10 protein-coding genes are annotated in these 15,999 nt (G+C 46.7%); 6 read left to right on the top strand and 4 right to left on the bottom strand.

What is annotated here, in order from left to right; translation table 11 throughout:
• The first annotated feature begins 73 nt into the window (after nt 1–73).
• Nucleotides 74–1,290 (top strand): IS3 family transposase gene (locus N7386_RS08170; RefSeq protein ID WP_126512938.1). Its coding sequence is split into 2 segments (ribosomal slippage): nt 74–422 and nt 422–1,290, totalling 1,218 coding nucleotides; the frame shifts between segments, so codons are not numbered across the junction.
• A gap of 61 nt (nt 1,291–1,351) precedes the next feature.
• On the opposite strand, the gene N7386_RS08175 is transcribed toward N7386_RS08170, so the two are convergent.
• A complete protein-coding gene (locus N7386_RS08175; RefSeq protein ID WP_109287439.1) occupies nt 1,352–2,089 on the bottom strand; it encodes a YciK family oxidoreductase in 738 nt (245 codons plus the stop codon).
• 261 nt (nt 2,090–2,350) lie between these two features.
• Between N7386_RS08175 and N7386_RS08180 the strand changes: the two genes are divergently transcribed.
• The 3 genes from N7386_RS08180 to N7386_RS08190 all read left to right on the top strand — a co-directional run bounded on the left by N7386_RS08180 (nt 2,351) and on the right by N7386_RS08190 (nt 7,203).
• Nucleotides 2,351–4,861, top strand: a complete 2,511-nt coding sequence (locus N7386_RS08180; protein ID WP_126512939.1) for a VolA/Pla-1 family phospholipase — start codon at nt 2,351–2,353, stop codon at nt 4,859–4,861.
• Between the two features lie 112 nt (nt 4,862–4,973).
• On the top strand, nt 4,974–5,990 hold the full coding sequence (gene sohB, locus N7386_RS08185) for a protease SohB (RefSeq protein ID WP_279767925.1): 1,017 nt from the start codon (nt 4,974–4,976) through the stop codon (nt 5,988–5,990).
• A 193-nt stretch (nt 5,991–6,183) separates the two neighbouring features.
• Nucleotides 6,184–7,203 (top strand): AraC family transcriptional regulator, encoded by a 1,020-nt coding sequence (locus N7386_RS08190; RefSeq protein ID WP_279767928.1) that lies wholly within the window; start codon nt 6,184–6,186, stop codon nt 7,201–7,203.
• Between the two features lie 47 nt (nt 7,204–7,250).
• Here N7386_RS08190 and N7386_RS08195 read toward each other — a convergent pair whose 3' ends face one another.
• From N7386_RS08195 to N7386_RS08205, 3 genes are all read right to left on the bottom strand, one after another.
• On the bottom strand, nt 7,251–7,952 hold the full coding sequence (locus tag N7386_RS08195; RefSeq protein ID WP_126512941.1) for a hypothetical protein: 702 nt from the start codon (nt 7,950–7,952) through the stop codon (nt 7,251–7,253).
• Nucleotides 7,953–8,123: 171 nt separating this feature from the next.
• Nucleotides 8,124–9,308, bottom strand: coding sequence for an SO2930 family diheme c-type cytochrome (locus N7386_RS08200; protein WP_126512942.1), 1,185 nt, complete (start codon nt 9,306–9,308; stop codon nt 8,124–8,126).
• A 138-nt stretch (nt 9,309–9,446) separates the two neighbouring features.
• The gene (locus N7386_RS08205; protein ID WP_126512943.1) at nt 9,447–12,182 is read right to left on the bottom strand and encodes an SO2930 family diheme c-type cytochrome; all 2,736 of its coding nucleotides are present in this window, start codon (nt 12,180–12,182) and stop codon (nt 9,447–9,449) included.
• Nucleotides 12,183–12,619: 437 nt separating this feature from the next.
• Between N7386_RS08205 and mprF the strand changes: the two genes are divergently transcribed.
• Both mprF and N7386_RS08215 read left to right on the top strand, forming a co-directional pair.
• A complete protein-coding gene (gene mprF, locus N7386_RS08210; RefSeq protein WP_086903889.1) occupies nt 12,620–15,172 on the top strand; it encodes a bifunctional lysylphosphatidylglycerol flippase/synthetase MprF in 2,553 nt (850 codons plus the stop codon).
• A gap of 7 nt (nt 15,173–15,179) precedes the next feature.
• On the top strand, nt 15,180–15,911 hold the full coding sequence (locus tag N7386_RS08215; protein ID WP_086903890.1) for an AcvB/VirJ family lysyl-phosphatidylglycerol hydrolase: 732 nt from the start codon (nt 15,180–15,182) through the stop codon (nt 15,909–15,911).
• Nucleotides 15,912–15,999 lie beyond the last annotated feature (88 nt).

Consider the following 15,999-nt stretch of genomic DNA (forward strand, 5'->3'; position numbering starts at 1 on the left):
GCTCCCTTTATTTTTATCTATTGACCCGTCCTAAATAGCGTTGACACTTTTCAAACTCATTTTGGAGAGTGTAATGACTTCAACAATTAAACGAACTCAACGCGATTATTCCCTCGCTTTTAAATTGGCGGTTGTCAACCAAGTGGAAAAAGGCGAGCTGACCTATAAGCAGGCGCAAGACAAGTACGGTATTCAAGGTTGCTCCACCGTGTTAGTGTGGTTACGCAAGCATGGCAAACTGGATTGGTCCCTAGGGACGCCGCCAACATCAATGCGAGGACAGTTGATGACTGAACCCACCACGCTCACCCCCGAGCAAAAGATAAAAGCCCTCGAAGCCGAACTTGAAGATACCCGCATGAAAGCGGCGTTCTTCGAAGCCATTGTCGAAAAACTCAGAACTGACTACGGGATATCCGTCGTAAAAAAGCCACCCGCGAAACGCTCCAGGAAAAAACGGACGTAGGTTATCGCGTCACCCAATGCTGTCGTTACCTTGGCATCAGTCGTCAGGCGTATTATCAGCAATGCCAGCGGCAAATCGTCTCAGAGCTAAGGGAGCAACAGGTGTTGCAAACAGTACAATATGAACGGTTATTTCAACCGCGAGTCGGTACGCGTAAACTGCAGTATTTACTCAACAAAATGCATCAAATAGTGATAGGACGAGACCGGTTATTTCGCTGTATTAGGACGCATCGTTTGTTGGTCACGCCGAAACGAGCGTACCATAAAACGACCCATAGCCATCATCGATTTAGGTGTCATCCCAACTTGCTTAAGCCCAGTGAGCAGCAAGTGGACATCAGTCGCTCAGAACAAGTCTGGGTGGCGGATATTACCTATCTACCACTGCAAGATAATGAAGCCTATTTAAGCTTGGTGACCGATGTCTGGTCACGAAAAATCGTGGGTTATCATGTTGATGATAATCTTAAAACAGACGGGGTGCTAACGGCCTACAAACGGGCGCTGAAGCAGCGACAAGATAAAAGTAAACCGCTGATACACCACTCAGACCGAGGGATACAGTACTGCTCAAACGCGTATCAAGCGGTTCACGCACAACATGGCGTGACATGCTCAATGACAGACGGATATGACTGCTATCAAAATGCCTTAGCAGAGCGAGTAAATGGCATCTTGAAGCAGGAGTTTTTAACACATAAGCCCGCAACGCTGGAGGAGGCGCGACAAATGGTGACAGAAGCGGTTGCCATCTATAATCAACGGCGGCCACATTTGGCCTTAAAATACAAAACGCCCGATGAGGTTCATCGAGCGTTTTAGGTGGAAATAAGTGTCAACTTATTTCAGGACGAGACATATTAGTACATTAGAGCAGCATTGCTTATTGAGCGTTAAATTGCTGACCGTTAATTTCGCTAGAATCTTGCCCCATTAAATAGAGGTAAGTTGGCATGATTTCTTCGGCCGTTTTTAAATCTAATGGATTTTCGGCAGGGTATGCTTTAGCACGCATTTCGGTGCGAGTCGCGCCTGGGTTAATGCTGTTAACGCGTACAGACGTGCCATCACATTCGTGGGCGAGTACTTGCATCATGCCTTCGGTAGCAAATTTAGAGAAGGCATAGGGCCCCCAGTAAGCGCGGCCCTGACGGCCAACACTGCTTGAGGTAAAGATAATCGAAGCAGTGGGTGCTTGGCGCATAATAGGCAACAGAGCCTTGGTCAGCATGACCTGTGAGGTAACGTTGACTTTAAGTACATCTTCGAGTGATGGAATATCGATGTGTTCAAACGGGCCTAAGGCGCCGAGTAAACTGGCGTTGTGCAGCAAACCATCTAAGTGACCAAACTGCTCGCCAATGGTTTCGGCCATATCGCGGTAGTTTTGTTCGGTCGCACCTTTTAAATCCAATGGCACGATCGCTGGAGTTGGGTAACCAGCCTGTTCGATAACGTCGTATACGGCTTCGAGTTTTTTGACGGTTTTACCGAGTAAAATCACGGTGGCACCGTGTTTGGCAAATTCAATGGCCGCCGCGCGACCGATACCTGCGCCAGCGCCTGTCACCAGTATGGTTTTACCTTTGAGTAAATCTTTTGCTGCTTGATATTCCAACATGAGCCTTTTATTCCTCTTGGCGAAAATGCCCGCCACTTCTAGAGTCGCCGAATTGCTAAACGCATGTTTCAAACAAATGAATGAAACTTTGTTATAAATAGCTAAAATGTTTGTGACAAACTTGTGGCTAACTCAATATTTTTACGTTAACTTGAAATGAGTTAGGGGCTAACATAAGCCCTATTAGTCATAGCTTTTGCGCTATTGTGACTAATTTCTTGGGGAAAACAAAACTATTACAACAAGATTTGGGGAAAAAAAATGAAAAGACTCATTTTGTGTGTTGCGATTGCATCAGCACTGGGCCTCACAGGATGTGGCGAGGACAGTTATAACGAACTCAAGGATAAGACAGACCCGCTCATCCCTGAATCCCGTATTGCAATTGGATTTGATCCAGGAAATAAGACTTCACCAGTTTTATCTACTCCGAATGATCTAATATTTAATGGTACTGTTGACGGTACATTAAATATGCCTAAAGAAGAGGTTGATGGCACTAGTGATTACACTGATCCTCAAATGGCTTTAGGCGCTTTAGATGGCTGGTCTACGACTTCCCCAATTTCTATTCCAATTGATGATAAGACGTTTGTTCACACAGGTGTAAAACTTACTTTAGACGAAACCACTGTGAGTTTACCCGGTGCTGTTAGAATGTTTGAAGCCACTGTCGGTGGTCCTTTATCATCTGACCCTGAATGTAAACAAAAACCATCGGTTTCGGCTTGTAAAATCGGGAGCGAATTACAATTTGGAGTAGACTTTGTTTCTAAAGCTGTCGGTAAGCAGATTGTTATCATTCCAATTAAGCCATTGAAAGCAGGTCAATCATATATTTATGCTACAACTGACGTAATCAGAGACTCAGAAGGTGAATCATTAGTTGCTTCTAGCACTTATAAAGCGGTTCGAATGGATGCTGATACATTAGGCTTACCTTTACCAGAACAAAAGTCTCTACAGATTTTGATTAATAGTTATGAAAAAGGCATAGCTGCGGCTCATAATGTTGATTTATCGACTATCAGTTTTACTGGCTTATTCACCACACAATCTGTCGTTAACGTCTATGAAACCACTAAACTATTGATGGTACAGCCAGGGTCTCCCTATGCGCCAAGTTTTGTCCAAATGCCAACGCCTTTAGGCATAACTGTTGCACAAGCGGTGGGATTAACGGACTTAAATAGTGCTGCCTTTAAAGCCGCTAATTTAGCCGATGTGTATTCGGCTACAATTAAACTGCCGATATACGGTGACTGTTCTTCGGTTAGTTGTTTATCAACAGAAGGCAAACCATTAATTAACGGTCATTGGAAAGCACAAGGCGATAGCCCTGTCTCTGTACTATTAGCTTTGCAAGCAGGCACACTCAGCCAGAGTAATTTTGCGATGCAAGCCGTAGCCAATGGTATTGCGAATCCTGCTGATGCGTTAGCCAATCCGTCTCTAATGGCGGGTAAAACTTGGTTGTTAGACGATGGTACAGCGGTAGATAAAACTAAGCATCTGACTAAGTTCAATCCAATTCCAGCGATTAAAGGATATGAAACCGTACCTGTACTGATTTCAATCCCTAATGCAGCTAAATTGGCAGCGTTGTACAATAATCCTGAGCTAGCGACTGCGCCATTGGCTGGCTGGCCAACGACGATTGCGCTGCATGGTTTAGGCGGCGGTAAGGAAATGTCATTAGCCTATGCGGGCAGTTATGCCGCCATGGGGGTGGCAACGGTGGCCATTGATATGCCTTTACATGGTGCCCGCTCGTTTGATGCTAACAACGATGGTATTTATGAAGTCACTGCGACAGATCCCTCGTTCCCTGCTCCTTCAGATAAACCTGATGCCTTTAAAAATGGTAATCCACTCGTCTTCGTGAATATCTCAAGCACGCTGTCGGTGCGGGATAACTTCCGTCAGGCCACCATGGATCACCTTGGCGTACGTTTAGCCTTAACAGGTTTAGCGCAGGGGCTTGCACAGGCGGGTCAACCACAGGTATTCGATATTTCCAAGATTAGTGCGCAGGGCTTAAGTTTAGGTGCGATTGTCGGCACCGACTTTGCGACTTATGCCAGCACGGGCATGAAAAATCCAAGCACGGGCGAAGCGCTACCTAACCCTTATGCCATCAATGCGGTCTCTCTGGCAGCACCAGCGGGTGGTTTAGCGGGCGCGTTTGCCGGTTCTGCGACCTTTGGCCCAGTGCTGTTTAGCAATGTGACTGCCTCATCGACGTTCCAAGCATTAGTGGATAAAGCCAATACTGCGGGATACGAGCCAGGCAGCCCAGAATATGCGGCCTTAGTACAAGGGGTTTATGCGCAGTTTATTCCAACCTTTGCCTTTGCGGTGCAAACGGCGGTGGATTCGGCGGATCCGGTTAACCATGCAGGTATGTTGAAAGCAACGGGATTACCCGTGCACTTAATCGAAATCGCGGGTGATGGTAACGGTAACTTAGCTGACCAAGTGTTACCTAATCGCGTCGATAACTTCCCGCTCTCAGGCACTGAGCCGTTGATCTCGGCAATCGGTCTGCCTTGTGTGGATGCAACCACCAAAGGTTCTGGTGCGGTGCGTTTTGCTAAGGGGCACCATAGCTCAATTGTTGACCCAAGTGAGAAGAGTTCAACGGATGGTATGGCCGCTGCGGCAACCGTTGAGATGCAGACGCAAGTGGCGACCTATGCTTCTACCGCAGGTAAAGGTGAAGCGACGATTTTCGTCACCGATCCAAGCGTGATTGCGACCTGTTCTAACTAGTCGCGTGTAAAATCCTAAAAACCCAGCCTTTGCTGGGTTTTTTTATGGCGCTTTAGGCTGTTAGAATAGCGCGCATTAAACCGGATCACCTTAGGCCCCAACGGAGAGTACTTTGGAATTTCTATACGAATATGGCATGTTTTTAGCGAAAGCCGTGACAATTGTGATTGCGCTTGTTGCTGTGATTATTGTGGTGCTCGCGTCCACGGTGAAGCACAAATCGGATAAAGGTGAACTGAGGATTACCAATCTTTCAGAAGAACTGGAAGATCTCAAACACAGCTTGAAGGAAGAACTGCTGTCGAAGAAGCAGTTTAAAGCCTACGAAAAACAGCTGAAAGCGGACGAAAAGGCGAAGGAAAAAGCGGCCGAAGAAGACAACAAAGGCAAAGTTTTTGTTATTGATTTTAAAGGCAGTATTGATGCCGCCGAAGTGGCTTCTTTGCGGGAAGAAATCAGCGCGATTTTAACCATCGCCGAAAAGGGCGACGAAGTGGTGGTGAATGTCGAAAGTGGCGGTGGCATGGTGCATGGCTACGGTCTGGCCTCTAGCCAGCTTGACCGTCTGCGTCAGGCCGAGATCCCATTAACGATTTGCGTGGATAAGGTCGCCGCCAGCGGTGGTTATATGATGGCCTGTGTGGCAAACAAAGTGTATGCCGCGCCATTCGCCATCGTAGGTTCAATCGGTGTCGTTGCCCAGTTGCCTAACTTCAACCGTTTATTGAAGAAACATGAAATCGACTACGAGCAACACACGGCCGGTGATTTTAAGCGCACCTTAACCGTGTTTGGCGAAAATACTGACGAAGGCAGACAGAAGTTCCAACAGGAGCTGGAAGAAACCCATGTGTTGTTTAAAGCTTTCGTGAGCAAGTATCGTCCTCAGCTCGATTTGGCTAAGGTGGCCACGGGCGAACATTGGTACGGTCAACAGGCGATTGAATTAGGTCTTATCGATGCGATTTCAACCAGTGATGATGTGTTAATGCAGTTAGCTGGCGAACGTACTGTGTACAAGTTGCGCTACCAAGTCCGTAAGAAGTTGGCAGATAAAATCGCCCATGGTGCGTCTTTATCGGTAAATGCGATTTTTAATCGATTAGTTGAGAAAAATCGTCCCATGTAAGCCGACGAGTTAACTCAATCCTGATGAAAACGCCTGCGAATATGCAGGCGTTTTTGTTTTGTCCGAGCGCGAAATAAAATAATACATTTTTTTAACATTAAGTTTGGTTTAAGACTATTCAAAATAAGCGAGATCTTATACAACTAATCACCTAGGGAATTAAAAGCTGAACAAATCAAATTAAGGATTTTCCATGTTACAGCGCGTCGACTACAAGACGAACCTGATGGTAGGTGATCAAACCTATCCCGCATTTGAGCTACGTAATATTCTCGATTTTATTGCCTCGCAGTTAGGCGAAAACGCCTTACAGCAAGTCTGTGAACATATCGGCGTTGGCCTAGCAGAGCTCAATCATTGCCAGTTTGTGTTTGTGTGGCAGGTGGAGTATGCGATGGAGTTTTTACGCTTGCAGGGCGGCGACCCCGATATCGGCACTAAATTAGGCCTAAGCTATCGGGTGAGTAGTTTAGATGTGCTCTTGCCCCATCTCGCGCAGTTAACGTCTCTACAGGCCTGCCTGCAGTTTGTGGTCAATCATCCCCAACTGGTTGGTAGTTTTACCGATACCTTAGTGCGCCTAGAAGAAGACTGTGTTTGCATTCGTTGGCTCAATACTGGCCGTATCGACAAAGCACAATATGGATTTCAATTTCTGCACAGCATAGGTTCGCTGTTAGGGCTGGCGAGAGAGCTCACGGGGGAGGCGATAACGCTTAGGCAAATTCATTTGGCAGAACCTGTCCGCGATGAGCGTTTTTTAACTCAGGCAACGGGGGCTAGGGTGCAGTTTAATTGCGAATATTACGAATGGAGCATTTCCCTCACCCATCTCGCGCTTGCCATCCAGTATCCTTTCCCTGCCTACGCCGAAAAGACCGCTTCGGTATCAACCACATCCTTTATCGAAACCGTGCTGGCGGCAATCAATGAACATTTTCCCCAAGTGCTCCATTTAGATGACATGGCGACGCAACTGCATATTAGCGAACGCAGCTTTCGGCGTAAGCTGGCACAGCTTGGCTCGAGTTATCAACGTTTAGTCGATCAGGTGCGTTGCCAAAGGGCGGTCGAGTTGATTTTAGCTAACGAGTTGGATATTGAGGCGATTGCCGAGACCTTAGGCTACAGCGATGTCAGCCATTTCCGTCAATCCTTTAAGCATTGGATTGGCCATCCGCCAGGGTATTTTAGCAGGCTAAATGGTGGGTAAAGGGAAGAGTGAAAGCGCTAATTAACAATTAACGCTTTGGTCTGTCGTCAAATATCACTCACACTCACTTTAAAGAACTTGGTTTTTTCGGATAGTTGTTTGAATTTCCAAGGCGGGTTAATTACCGTGATGTTTTTTATACCGAGCTTTGTTAAGTCATCTAATGAATAGTACCAGCCAATGTACTCTTCAGAATCATTTTGCTTTTGATACAAGGGACTTTGACCTAAATAGGTTATTTTTTGACTGACACCAACCTTAGTGAAAAACTCAGCTTCTCTGGACGTTGTTGTCTTCATATACGCGGTGAAGCTATCTCTGGCTGCTTTTTGTTGGCTCTCGGGTAAAGTTTTTAGGTATTCTTCCGTTGCTTCCTCCATCCCAGTGACACCGCCATGAAAACCAATAACAGCATGATTGGATATACGGCGCTTATGAGCTGAAGAGAATACATAATTAGCACAAGAAGATAGACAGTATTCGGTAACCTCGACGCCAAGATTATTGTTAAAAATAATCTCGCCTAAATCCATTCCTCGATTGACTTCACCTCCCTTGCTTTTAATTGATACCCACTCGATTTGGTGAGGATTGTTATCAATCAATGAGATAAGTTTTTGATTGGCTTCCTCAGAGAGTGCTCCCTCGTAGAAAACCGTATTATCTTTTAAGTTAACTTGGGTTTGTTCTTCTGCACTGGCATTAGAAAACGCGACAAAAAACAAGGTGAAAAATATAGTCTTACGCATGCCGCCTCCATTTGGCATTTAACTGAGTATTACCCATCCCTATCAGTAAACTAATCTAGAAAGGATTTATAGTTGGAATGAACATTCCAACTGGACAGTAAGTTAGCATCATTATCTAACCTGGTTCAATCAGTGGCGATTGGTAATAAGCAAGTTTCTTACTGAACATGTCTAAGTACAATTCCCTAAACTCGGTGCCAGCGAATCTATCCATTGACGAATTAATTCCACGCCTTCTTGGTGCTCAAGGTTGCGACCAATGGGCGGCATGCGATCTTTAGGTTCTGACAGCGTTTGGCGATAGAGCAAAATCGAGTGGTCAGCATTGCCGGGAACGATATCGTAATCGAGTCCTTTAGGGCCACCATCCCACCCCGGTGGTTGTTTGCAGATCCCATATTGATAACTGGTATGGTCGATATAAAACCCAAGGCGTAAGCCGGAGATGCTGGCATAGCCTTTGGCGCTGTGGCAATGGGCGCAGTTAACATCTAAATAGCCCTTAGCACGGCTGGTTAAATCGGCTTGGAGGTTGTCTATGGCATAGGTTTTAGCGACTTGGTTTAACTCGGGTAACTGCTCCAGCTTGCCTTGCTTAGCCCAGAGGCTGAGTTGATTGACGCTTTGCCCTTGGTCGATGATATCGCGATTCAATAGATGGGCTTTAAGGCCAATCGGAATGATTTGGCTGCTGTTGTCTTGATTGATTTGGTGGCAAATTTTGCACTCGGCGCGGCTCGGAATGTTGTAATCAAAGCTTTGGTTTTGGCCTTGATTAATCAGGGTATGATGCACGCTTGCGCCCGCGGTAAGCAGCTTTGTCTCCCCTTGTTGCCATTGATAAACCAAACTCGTCCAGCCTTGGGAGCGTTTTATCAATAGCCGTGTTTCAATAAGGGTTTCGTTGGCTATGCCTGTGATAGCCGTATCCAGTGGCAGAGCAAAGGTTTTGACCAGCACGGCGCCAGTTGGAAACTCGAATGCCTCCTGCGCTTGGTATTGGATGCTGCTGCCGGCGGGTAAATAGATAAAGCGGTATTTACTGGCGTAATTAGAAAACAGCTGTGTGGCGAGCTGATAACCAAATCCCGGTGCTTGCGGCTGCGCGGTAGGGTTTGCGGGGTCGATAAAGAGCCCATATTGACTTAATTCTGGGCAGTCCTCTGCCATTAAGGCGGGCCAGTTAACTTGCCCAGTTGTATTCACACACAAACTAGTGGGCGTTGTCGGTACAGTTGGTGTTGTCGGCGGAGTCGGCGTTTGGCCATTATCGCTGCTTTGGCTGTCACCGCCGCCACAGGCGGTTACTAGGGTCGTTAGGCTGCAGATTGCGATGAGTGTTAGGCGGTTTTTCATTGGATTATCCGCTCTTTAAGCTGTTGCTTGAAATAAGAAGGCCTAAGTCGGCCTTCTCTGTCAGGGTGTTGCTCTATTTTGGAGTGCTAAACAAGTGGGTGATTGCAAGCCTGCTTTCACCCATTGTTGCCGTTAACGCTAGTGCGAGCAGCTTGCCGCAGGCAGGCGTTTAATCCATTCGCTGATCAGCGCCACGCCTTCATCATGGGATAGGCTGCGACCGATTTCAGGCATACGATCGCCCGGGGTCGTACTTTGCATTCTAAAGTGCATGATGGACTCAGCGGCATTGCCAGGCACGACGTCGAAACCTAAGTTTCCACCGCCATAGGCGACTGGCGATTTACAGGTACCGTGGGAGAAACCTGCATCATCGCTGTAGCCACGCCAGTATTCGAGTTTAAGGCCGGTGTTAGAGGCGTTGCCCTCGGGTCTATGGCAATGGGCGCAGTTGATGTCGAGATAACCTTTAGCCGTTTGCATTAATGCGGTATCGCTTAAGCTTGCGACTGTGGCTTCATCACCATCGTGGTAGGCGGGCACTTGTGGTACTTGGCTCAGGTTCGGTAATCCCTGCAAAATACCTAGGCTTTCCCATTTCAGCAGTTGGTTCATGGTGCCATCTTGATAGCTGTAGTTGCGGTTTAAATGGCGCGCCTTAGGACCAATAGGCACAAACACGGCGTTGCTGTTGTCATCGGCCTTAAACTGGTGACACTGCTTACATTGGTTCATGCTCGGGACCATGTAATTAAAGGTGAGGCTTTCTCCTTTATGGCTTAAGGTTTGACTGCTAATCGCACCGGCTTTCGCCAGCGTCGCATCTGTCTTATCGGCATTCCACACATAGGGCAGGGCGCTCCAACCCGTTGGACGATGGATCAGCAAACGGGTTTCAATCAAACTCTCGTTACTGCTCCCACGCTTACTGGTATCGCTTGGCAAGGCAAAGGTTTTGACGATAACGCTACCCACTGGGAAATCAAACGCTTCGTTTTCGGAGTAACTGGCTTTTTGTCCCGAAGGCAAATACACAAAGCGGTATTTACTGGCGTAGTCGGTAAAGAGCTGAGTGTTAAGATCGTAAGGGACACCGCCCGAATTAGGCCCTGCCGTAGGGTTTTTGGCATCGCTGAACAGATTGTAATCCGACAGTTTAGGGCAGTTTGCTTTTAGCAGTGCATCCCAACTGACGTTTGAACCCGTCGCCTGACAAAGACTTTGGTCACCATCACCCACTAAACCACCTTCGCCTTCACCGATAGTGCCCCCGCCGCCAACGAGCACGCCGCCATCACAGCCCGCGGTATTATCGTCAACCCCGCAGCCAAACACTTGGCCCGCGAAGGTGACTGTGTGCACGGGTAGGCTCACCTGGGTACATTTCAGCAGGTTGTTCTGGGTCTTCTCGTATTGCACATCGGCGATGCTGATGTCGGTGTTGCTGTTGGCATAGAGTCTGCCGTAGGACACATCACCGTTATCACTGGCGCAGACGTTATCGCTACCATCTGTGGCAAAGGGTGCCTCTTTCAAACCTAGGTAAGCGGCGGTGCCGTTATTGGCAAGCATTTCCCCTAAGCCGTCGTAGAGCACGCCGGGCAAGGTACCGTGACTGATGACATACGCACGGATAATATCTTGAATTAAATAACCTTTAGGCTTACTACCATAGTCAGTGATCACGTTGTCGTGCAAGTAAATATTGCGCGGCACTGGGCGCCAACCGTCTTCAATGGCTTGACCTGGTTGACCATAGTTGCCGACAAAGGAGGTCATATCGGGTTCTGCAATAAAGAAGCTGCTGACAGTCACCCCTAAGGTGTCGTGATGGGTAATTTCGTTATTGAAGATTTCCACATCGGCGGTCGACAGCACAATCACCCCTGTCCCCGGCGGCACTATATGCACACCAGCTGGGTTGGCCGAGGCGTTGGCGAAGTTAGGCGTGTTGTTGTCATACACTTTGTTGTTGAAAATCCGCACACTAGAGCCGTATCTGTGGTTATTGATTGGCAAGTCGAACACTAAAATCCCGCCAGTGTTGCCCATGGCTTCGTTGTCATACACATCGGCATACTTAGAGTTTTCGACTTCGATCCCCGCAACGTTTTCCTTGGCGATATTGCGGCGCACCACAATATATTGGGATTGGCCCACATAAATGCCCGCATCGGCACTGCCGCGGACATAGCTGTCTTCAATCAAAATGTTTTCACACTCAACGGGATACAGACCATAGGCGCCGTTATCTTTGTCGAGCTCACCTTCCCACACCGCCCCCACGCGGCGCAGTATGATGCCATTGGTATTTTTAAGCTTGATGCCGTTGTTTTTGGCTTCATTGACCGACAGATCTTGAATGGTAATGTTCAGCGCATTTTGCACGAAAATCCCATCCCCCGAGTTGGCTTGGGCGAAATTGAGGATAGTGTCCTTCATCCCGTAGCCCATGATAGTGACGTTTTTGGCATAACTGCCATCCCCATCCACGTCGCCATCGAACAGTAATGTCGAATCGATATTAAAGGTGCCCTTTGGTAGCACAATCACAGCGCCACTTTGCGCGTTGATTAAGGCTTCTTGAATACGGGTGGTGAGATTATCCCCCGGTAGGATCTTGATGGCGCCTTCGGGGAAGGTGGGGCCCGTTTCAGGGGGTTGAACTACGGGTGGCGTGACGACCTCTGGTGCTGGATCATCGTCAGAAAAACAACCCGTGAGATTAAAAGCCATCAGTAGGGCGACCCCAGTTGGCATCAGCCAATTCGCCTTACTTTGAACTTTATTCCTGTGGGAGTTGCTTGGCCAAAGGTGGCGTGGTGTCGCCTTAACGCCCTTCTTCGCCAGTGGGTGTGTCGTCTTGTTGAACATAGGTGCTCCTGCTTTTTGTTATTATTTCGTTAACAGAATGCGCTAGGAGCAGCAAAAGGCAATGTGAAATATGGCCAAAATGGTGCAAGTCATCGCTGCGGTAAAGGGAGATGGTTTTACGCGACTCGCTTTAAGCTCAACATTCTTATCCCAAAATATGGGGGAGTGGTTGGGGGGAACTGAATACCCTTAATGGTGTTTTTATCTTCAGATAAGGCGGTTGGATATTATTAATGCAAATTAAAACATACTTGTTACAAGATGAATAAAACATCATCTAGTTAACGCTTAATTTGATTGCCACTCAAAAATCACTATGTTAAAAATCTTTCGCTAAAACAGTGCTTAATAATAAATTAAAGTTAATTCAGATTTAATGCTTTATCCATAATAGTCATTAACCTTGATTTGCCCCTTAACAATATGTGGAGATGAAAATGGGGAGACGCATTCGGGTGATTATTAGCTTACTAATATTCACAGTCTCGTTATTGCTTTTGTATAACCTTGAGCAGGATTATCAACTAAATGATATTTTGGCTGAGGTTAAATTATTTTCATTTTCACAGCTTGCGCTTGCCGTTGCATTGACTGTGACAAGCTACTTAATCTTGTCCTTGTATGATTATCTTGCGATTAAACAACTTGGCTCATCATTAAGCTATCAAAAGGTCGCTCCCGTTTCATTTTTAGCCTTTACCTTTTCCAATACCATAGGATTTTCATTACTCACAGGCACTTCGATACGCTATAAGTTTTATTCAGAGTTAGGGTTAAGCGGTAATCAGATAACTCAAATAGTGCTCGCCTGCTCGGTGACTTTTTTCCTTGGGTTATTCTTCATTTGTGGTATCGCGCTGATTAACTTCCCGGCGCAACAACTGGCTGATTTGCCGTTGCCTACGTGGTTATTTTCCTTAAGCCGCGTGTTTGGTGTTCTGATGCTGCTCGGTGTCATAGGGTATTTTCTGTTTAGTCTTTGGCGTAAAAAACCGATTTATTTTCGTGGGTTTGAGTTTGCGCCTCCCATACTGTCTCAGTCGTTGAAGCAGTTTGTGGTCTCGACACTCGATTGGTTAGTCGTGGGAACATTATTCTATTCCCTGCTGCCTGCGGTAGATGGATTAAATTACCTTCAAGTGCTCAGTATTTTCTTTGTGGCGAATGCCATCGGGGTGCTTGCCCATGTGCCTGGAGGGATTGGTGTTTTTGAATCTGTGGTTACAGTGACCTTATCCCAGTATTTACCCGTTGAACAAATATTGGGCTCGGTGATTGTGTATCGGGTCATTTATTATATTGTGCCTTTTATGCTGGCCCTGATTTATTTTGTGGCGGGTTTAGTATTAAGTAATAAGGATAAATTATCTAAGATAAATATTGATTTACATATTGTCAGGCAGTTATTGCCACCACTATTAAGCATTAGTGTGTTTTCCGTCGGTTTGGTTTTATTGCTGTCAGTGGTTAACCCTTCCATTATGCATAAATATCATTGGCTAGGGGAGATAGTGCCGCTGCCGATTGTCGAATTGTCGAGCTTAATATTGAGTGCTAGTGGTATTTTGTTGCTGTTATTATCCCATGGCTTGTTTAAGCGTTATCAAAAAGCCCTTGTACTCACGCAAAAACTGTTATTAGTAGCCATTGTTTTTATTGTGCTTAAAGGCGCTGAATGGCAGATTTCCCTAGCACTCGGTCTTATCTATTTATTAATGCTGCCCTGTGAACAGGTGTTTTATCGCCAAGGTTCGATTGTGGGCGTTAAATATTCCTTCGGCTGGTTATTATCCCTCGCCGCGGCGTTATTTTTGATGGTGTGGGTGTTGTTTTTTGCCTACCAAGATGTGGATTATGACCATTCGCTCTGGTTAACCTTCTCGCAGGATAGCCATGTGTCCCGCGCGTTACGGGGTGGTGCGATAGCCCTCGTGATTCTGCTCGGCTTTGCCATTCGTTATGTGCTTGCGGTGCGAAAACCTCATACCAGTCGCCTAGATAGCTCGACCTTGAGCTGCGCCATGGAGATTGTTGCTGATGCGCCGAGTAGCCATGGTTATCTCGCCTTAGTACAAGATAAATCGCTGTTATTTAATGAAGATAAAGATGCCTTCTTAATGTATGCCCGCGCCGGACATTGCTGGGTGGTGATGGGCGATCCTATCGGTAATCAAGATAAATTTGATGATCTCCTGTGGCAGTTTCGCGAGCTGTGTGACGCCTACGATGGTTGGCCAGTGTTTTATCAAGTGACGCAAAAGTATTTACCCCACTTTTTAGAGCAAGGGTTGAGCCTTTATAAACTCGGTGAAGAGGCCATAGTGTCCTTGGCGGAATTTGAGTTGCAGTCGAGTAAGTATCGCAGTTTGCGGCAGAGCCATGCCAAGGCATTAAGGGAAGGCTTGAGCTTTAAAGTTGTCGATGCCAGTGAAGTGCAGAGTCTATTGCCAACATTAGAGGCTATTTCAACCAGTTGGCTTAAAGCCAAACAGGGGCGAGAGAAGGGATTTTCGGTTGGTTATTTCTCCGCCGCTTACCTGTGCGCCACGCCAATGGCCTTAGTGTATTTGAATGGCGAGCTGGTGGCCTTTTCCAATGTGTGGGCCAGTGCCGCCAAAATGGAGTTCTCCGTTGATTTGATGCGTTATCTGCCGAATTTATCGGGTAGTAATATAATGGACTTTTTGTTTACTGAGCTATTGCTTTGGGGCAAACAGCAAAAATATCAACAGTTTAATCTTGGCATGGCGCCCATGTCTGGATTGACCGATAGAGCCTTGGTACCGTTTTGGACCAAGCTTGCCAAAACGGTTTATAAGAAGGGGAATAAATTTTACAACTTTCAGGGGCTTAGAAGGTATAAGGATAAGTTTAATCCAAGATGGGAAGCTAAGTATTTGATTTGTTATGGCGGGCTATCTTTACCCGTAGTGGTGGGTAGTTTGGTGACCTTAACGAGTCGTGGTGCAACTGGCGTATTTAAAAAGTAGGTGCGAGATGACGAAATCCTTAATCAAGATACTGAGCGTTTTACTTTTATGTTCAACTGCTAACGCCTTTGCCGATGAGTTTGCCGATAATCTGGGGCTAACCTTGTTGCCTGTCGAACCATCAACTCAGGTAAATGCTGCCTCATCCCATACCAAACCACCGTTGGTGATTTTTTTGAGTGGCGATGGCGGTTGGGCGACCCTTGATAAAGCCGTTGGGGGCATTTTACAGCAGCAAGGCTGGCCTGTGGTCGGCTGGAGCTCGCTGAAATACTATTGGAAACAAAAAGATCCTAAAGATGTCACCCAAGATACCTTAGCCATAATCGACAAGTACCAGGCGGAATTTGGCACGCAAAAAGTGATTTTGATTGGTTATTCCTTTGGGGCCGAAGTTATCCCCTTTGTGCTAAATGAGATGCCCGCGCGGTATCGGAAGAATGTCTTGGGGGCTGTGCTGCTCTCTCCTTCACAATCCTCGGATTTTGAAATCCACGTGAGCGAGATTGTCACCTCGGATAATCAATCGGCCCGTTACTTAACCTTGCCCGAAGTGAACAAACAGACCACTGTGCCTATGCTTTGCCTCTATGGTAAAGAGGACGATGCGCCGCTGCATTTATGCCCAGAGGTCAAGCAGCCCAATGTCACTGTGATGGAGTTAAGCGGTGGCCACAGTTTTGACGATGATTACGATAAAGTGGTCAAGCTGATAAAAGGTTGGCTAAAGCCAATTTAGCGCGCTTTTGAGCATGGCATCCTACGACCCTAATGCTTTGGAATAAAACATAAAAAGGGCGCAGATGCGCCCTTTGTTTTAGGTTGTA

The sequence above is a fragment of the Shewanella sp. GD04112 genome, assembly GCF_029835735.1.
Classification (GTDB): domain Bacteria; phylum Pseudomonadota; class Gammaproteobacteria; order Enterobacterales; family Shewanellaceae; genus Shewanella.

Coding starts and splice junctions, on each gene's coding strand:
- N7386_RS08175 (WP_109287439.1), bottom strand. CDS start 2,089: ATGTTGGAATATCAAGCAGCAAAAGATTTACTCAAAGGTAAAACCATA.
- N7386_RS08180 (WP_126512939.1), top strand. CDS start 2,351: ATGAAAAGACTCATTTTGTGTGTTGCGATTGCATCAGCACTGGGCCTC.
- N7386_RS08190 (WP_279767928.1), top strand. CDS start 6,184: ATGTTACAGCGCGTCGACTACAAGACGAACCTGATGGTAGGTGATCAA.
- N7386_RS08195 (WP_126512941.1), bottom strand. CDS start 7,952: ATGCGTAAGACTATATTTTTCACCTTGTTTTTTGTCGCGTTTTCTAAT.
- N7386_RS08200 (WP_126512942.1), bottom strand. CDS start 9,308: ATGAAAAACCGCCTAACACTCATCGCAATCTGCAGCCTAACGACCCTA.
- N7386_RS08205 (WP_126512943.1), bottom strand. CDS start 12,182: ATGTTCAACAAGACGACACACCCACTGGCGAAGAAGGGCGTTAAGGCG.
- mprF (WP_086903889.1), top strand. CDS start 12,620: ATGGGGAGACGCATTCGGGTGATTATTAGCTTACTAATATTCACAGTC.
- N7386_RS08215 (WP_086903890.1), top strand. CDS start 15,180: ATGACGAAATCCTTAATCAAGATACTGAGCGTTTTACTTTTATGTTCA.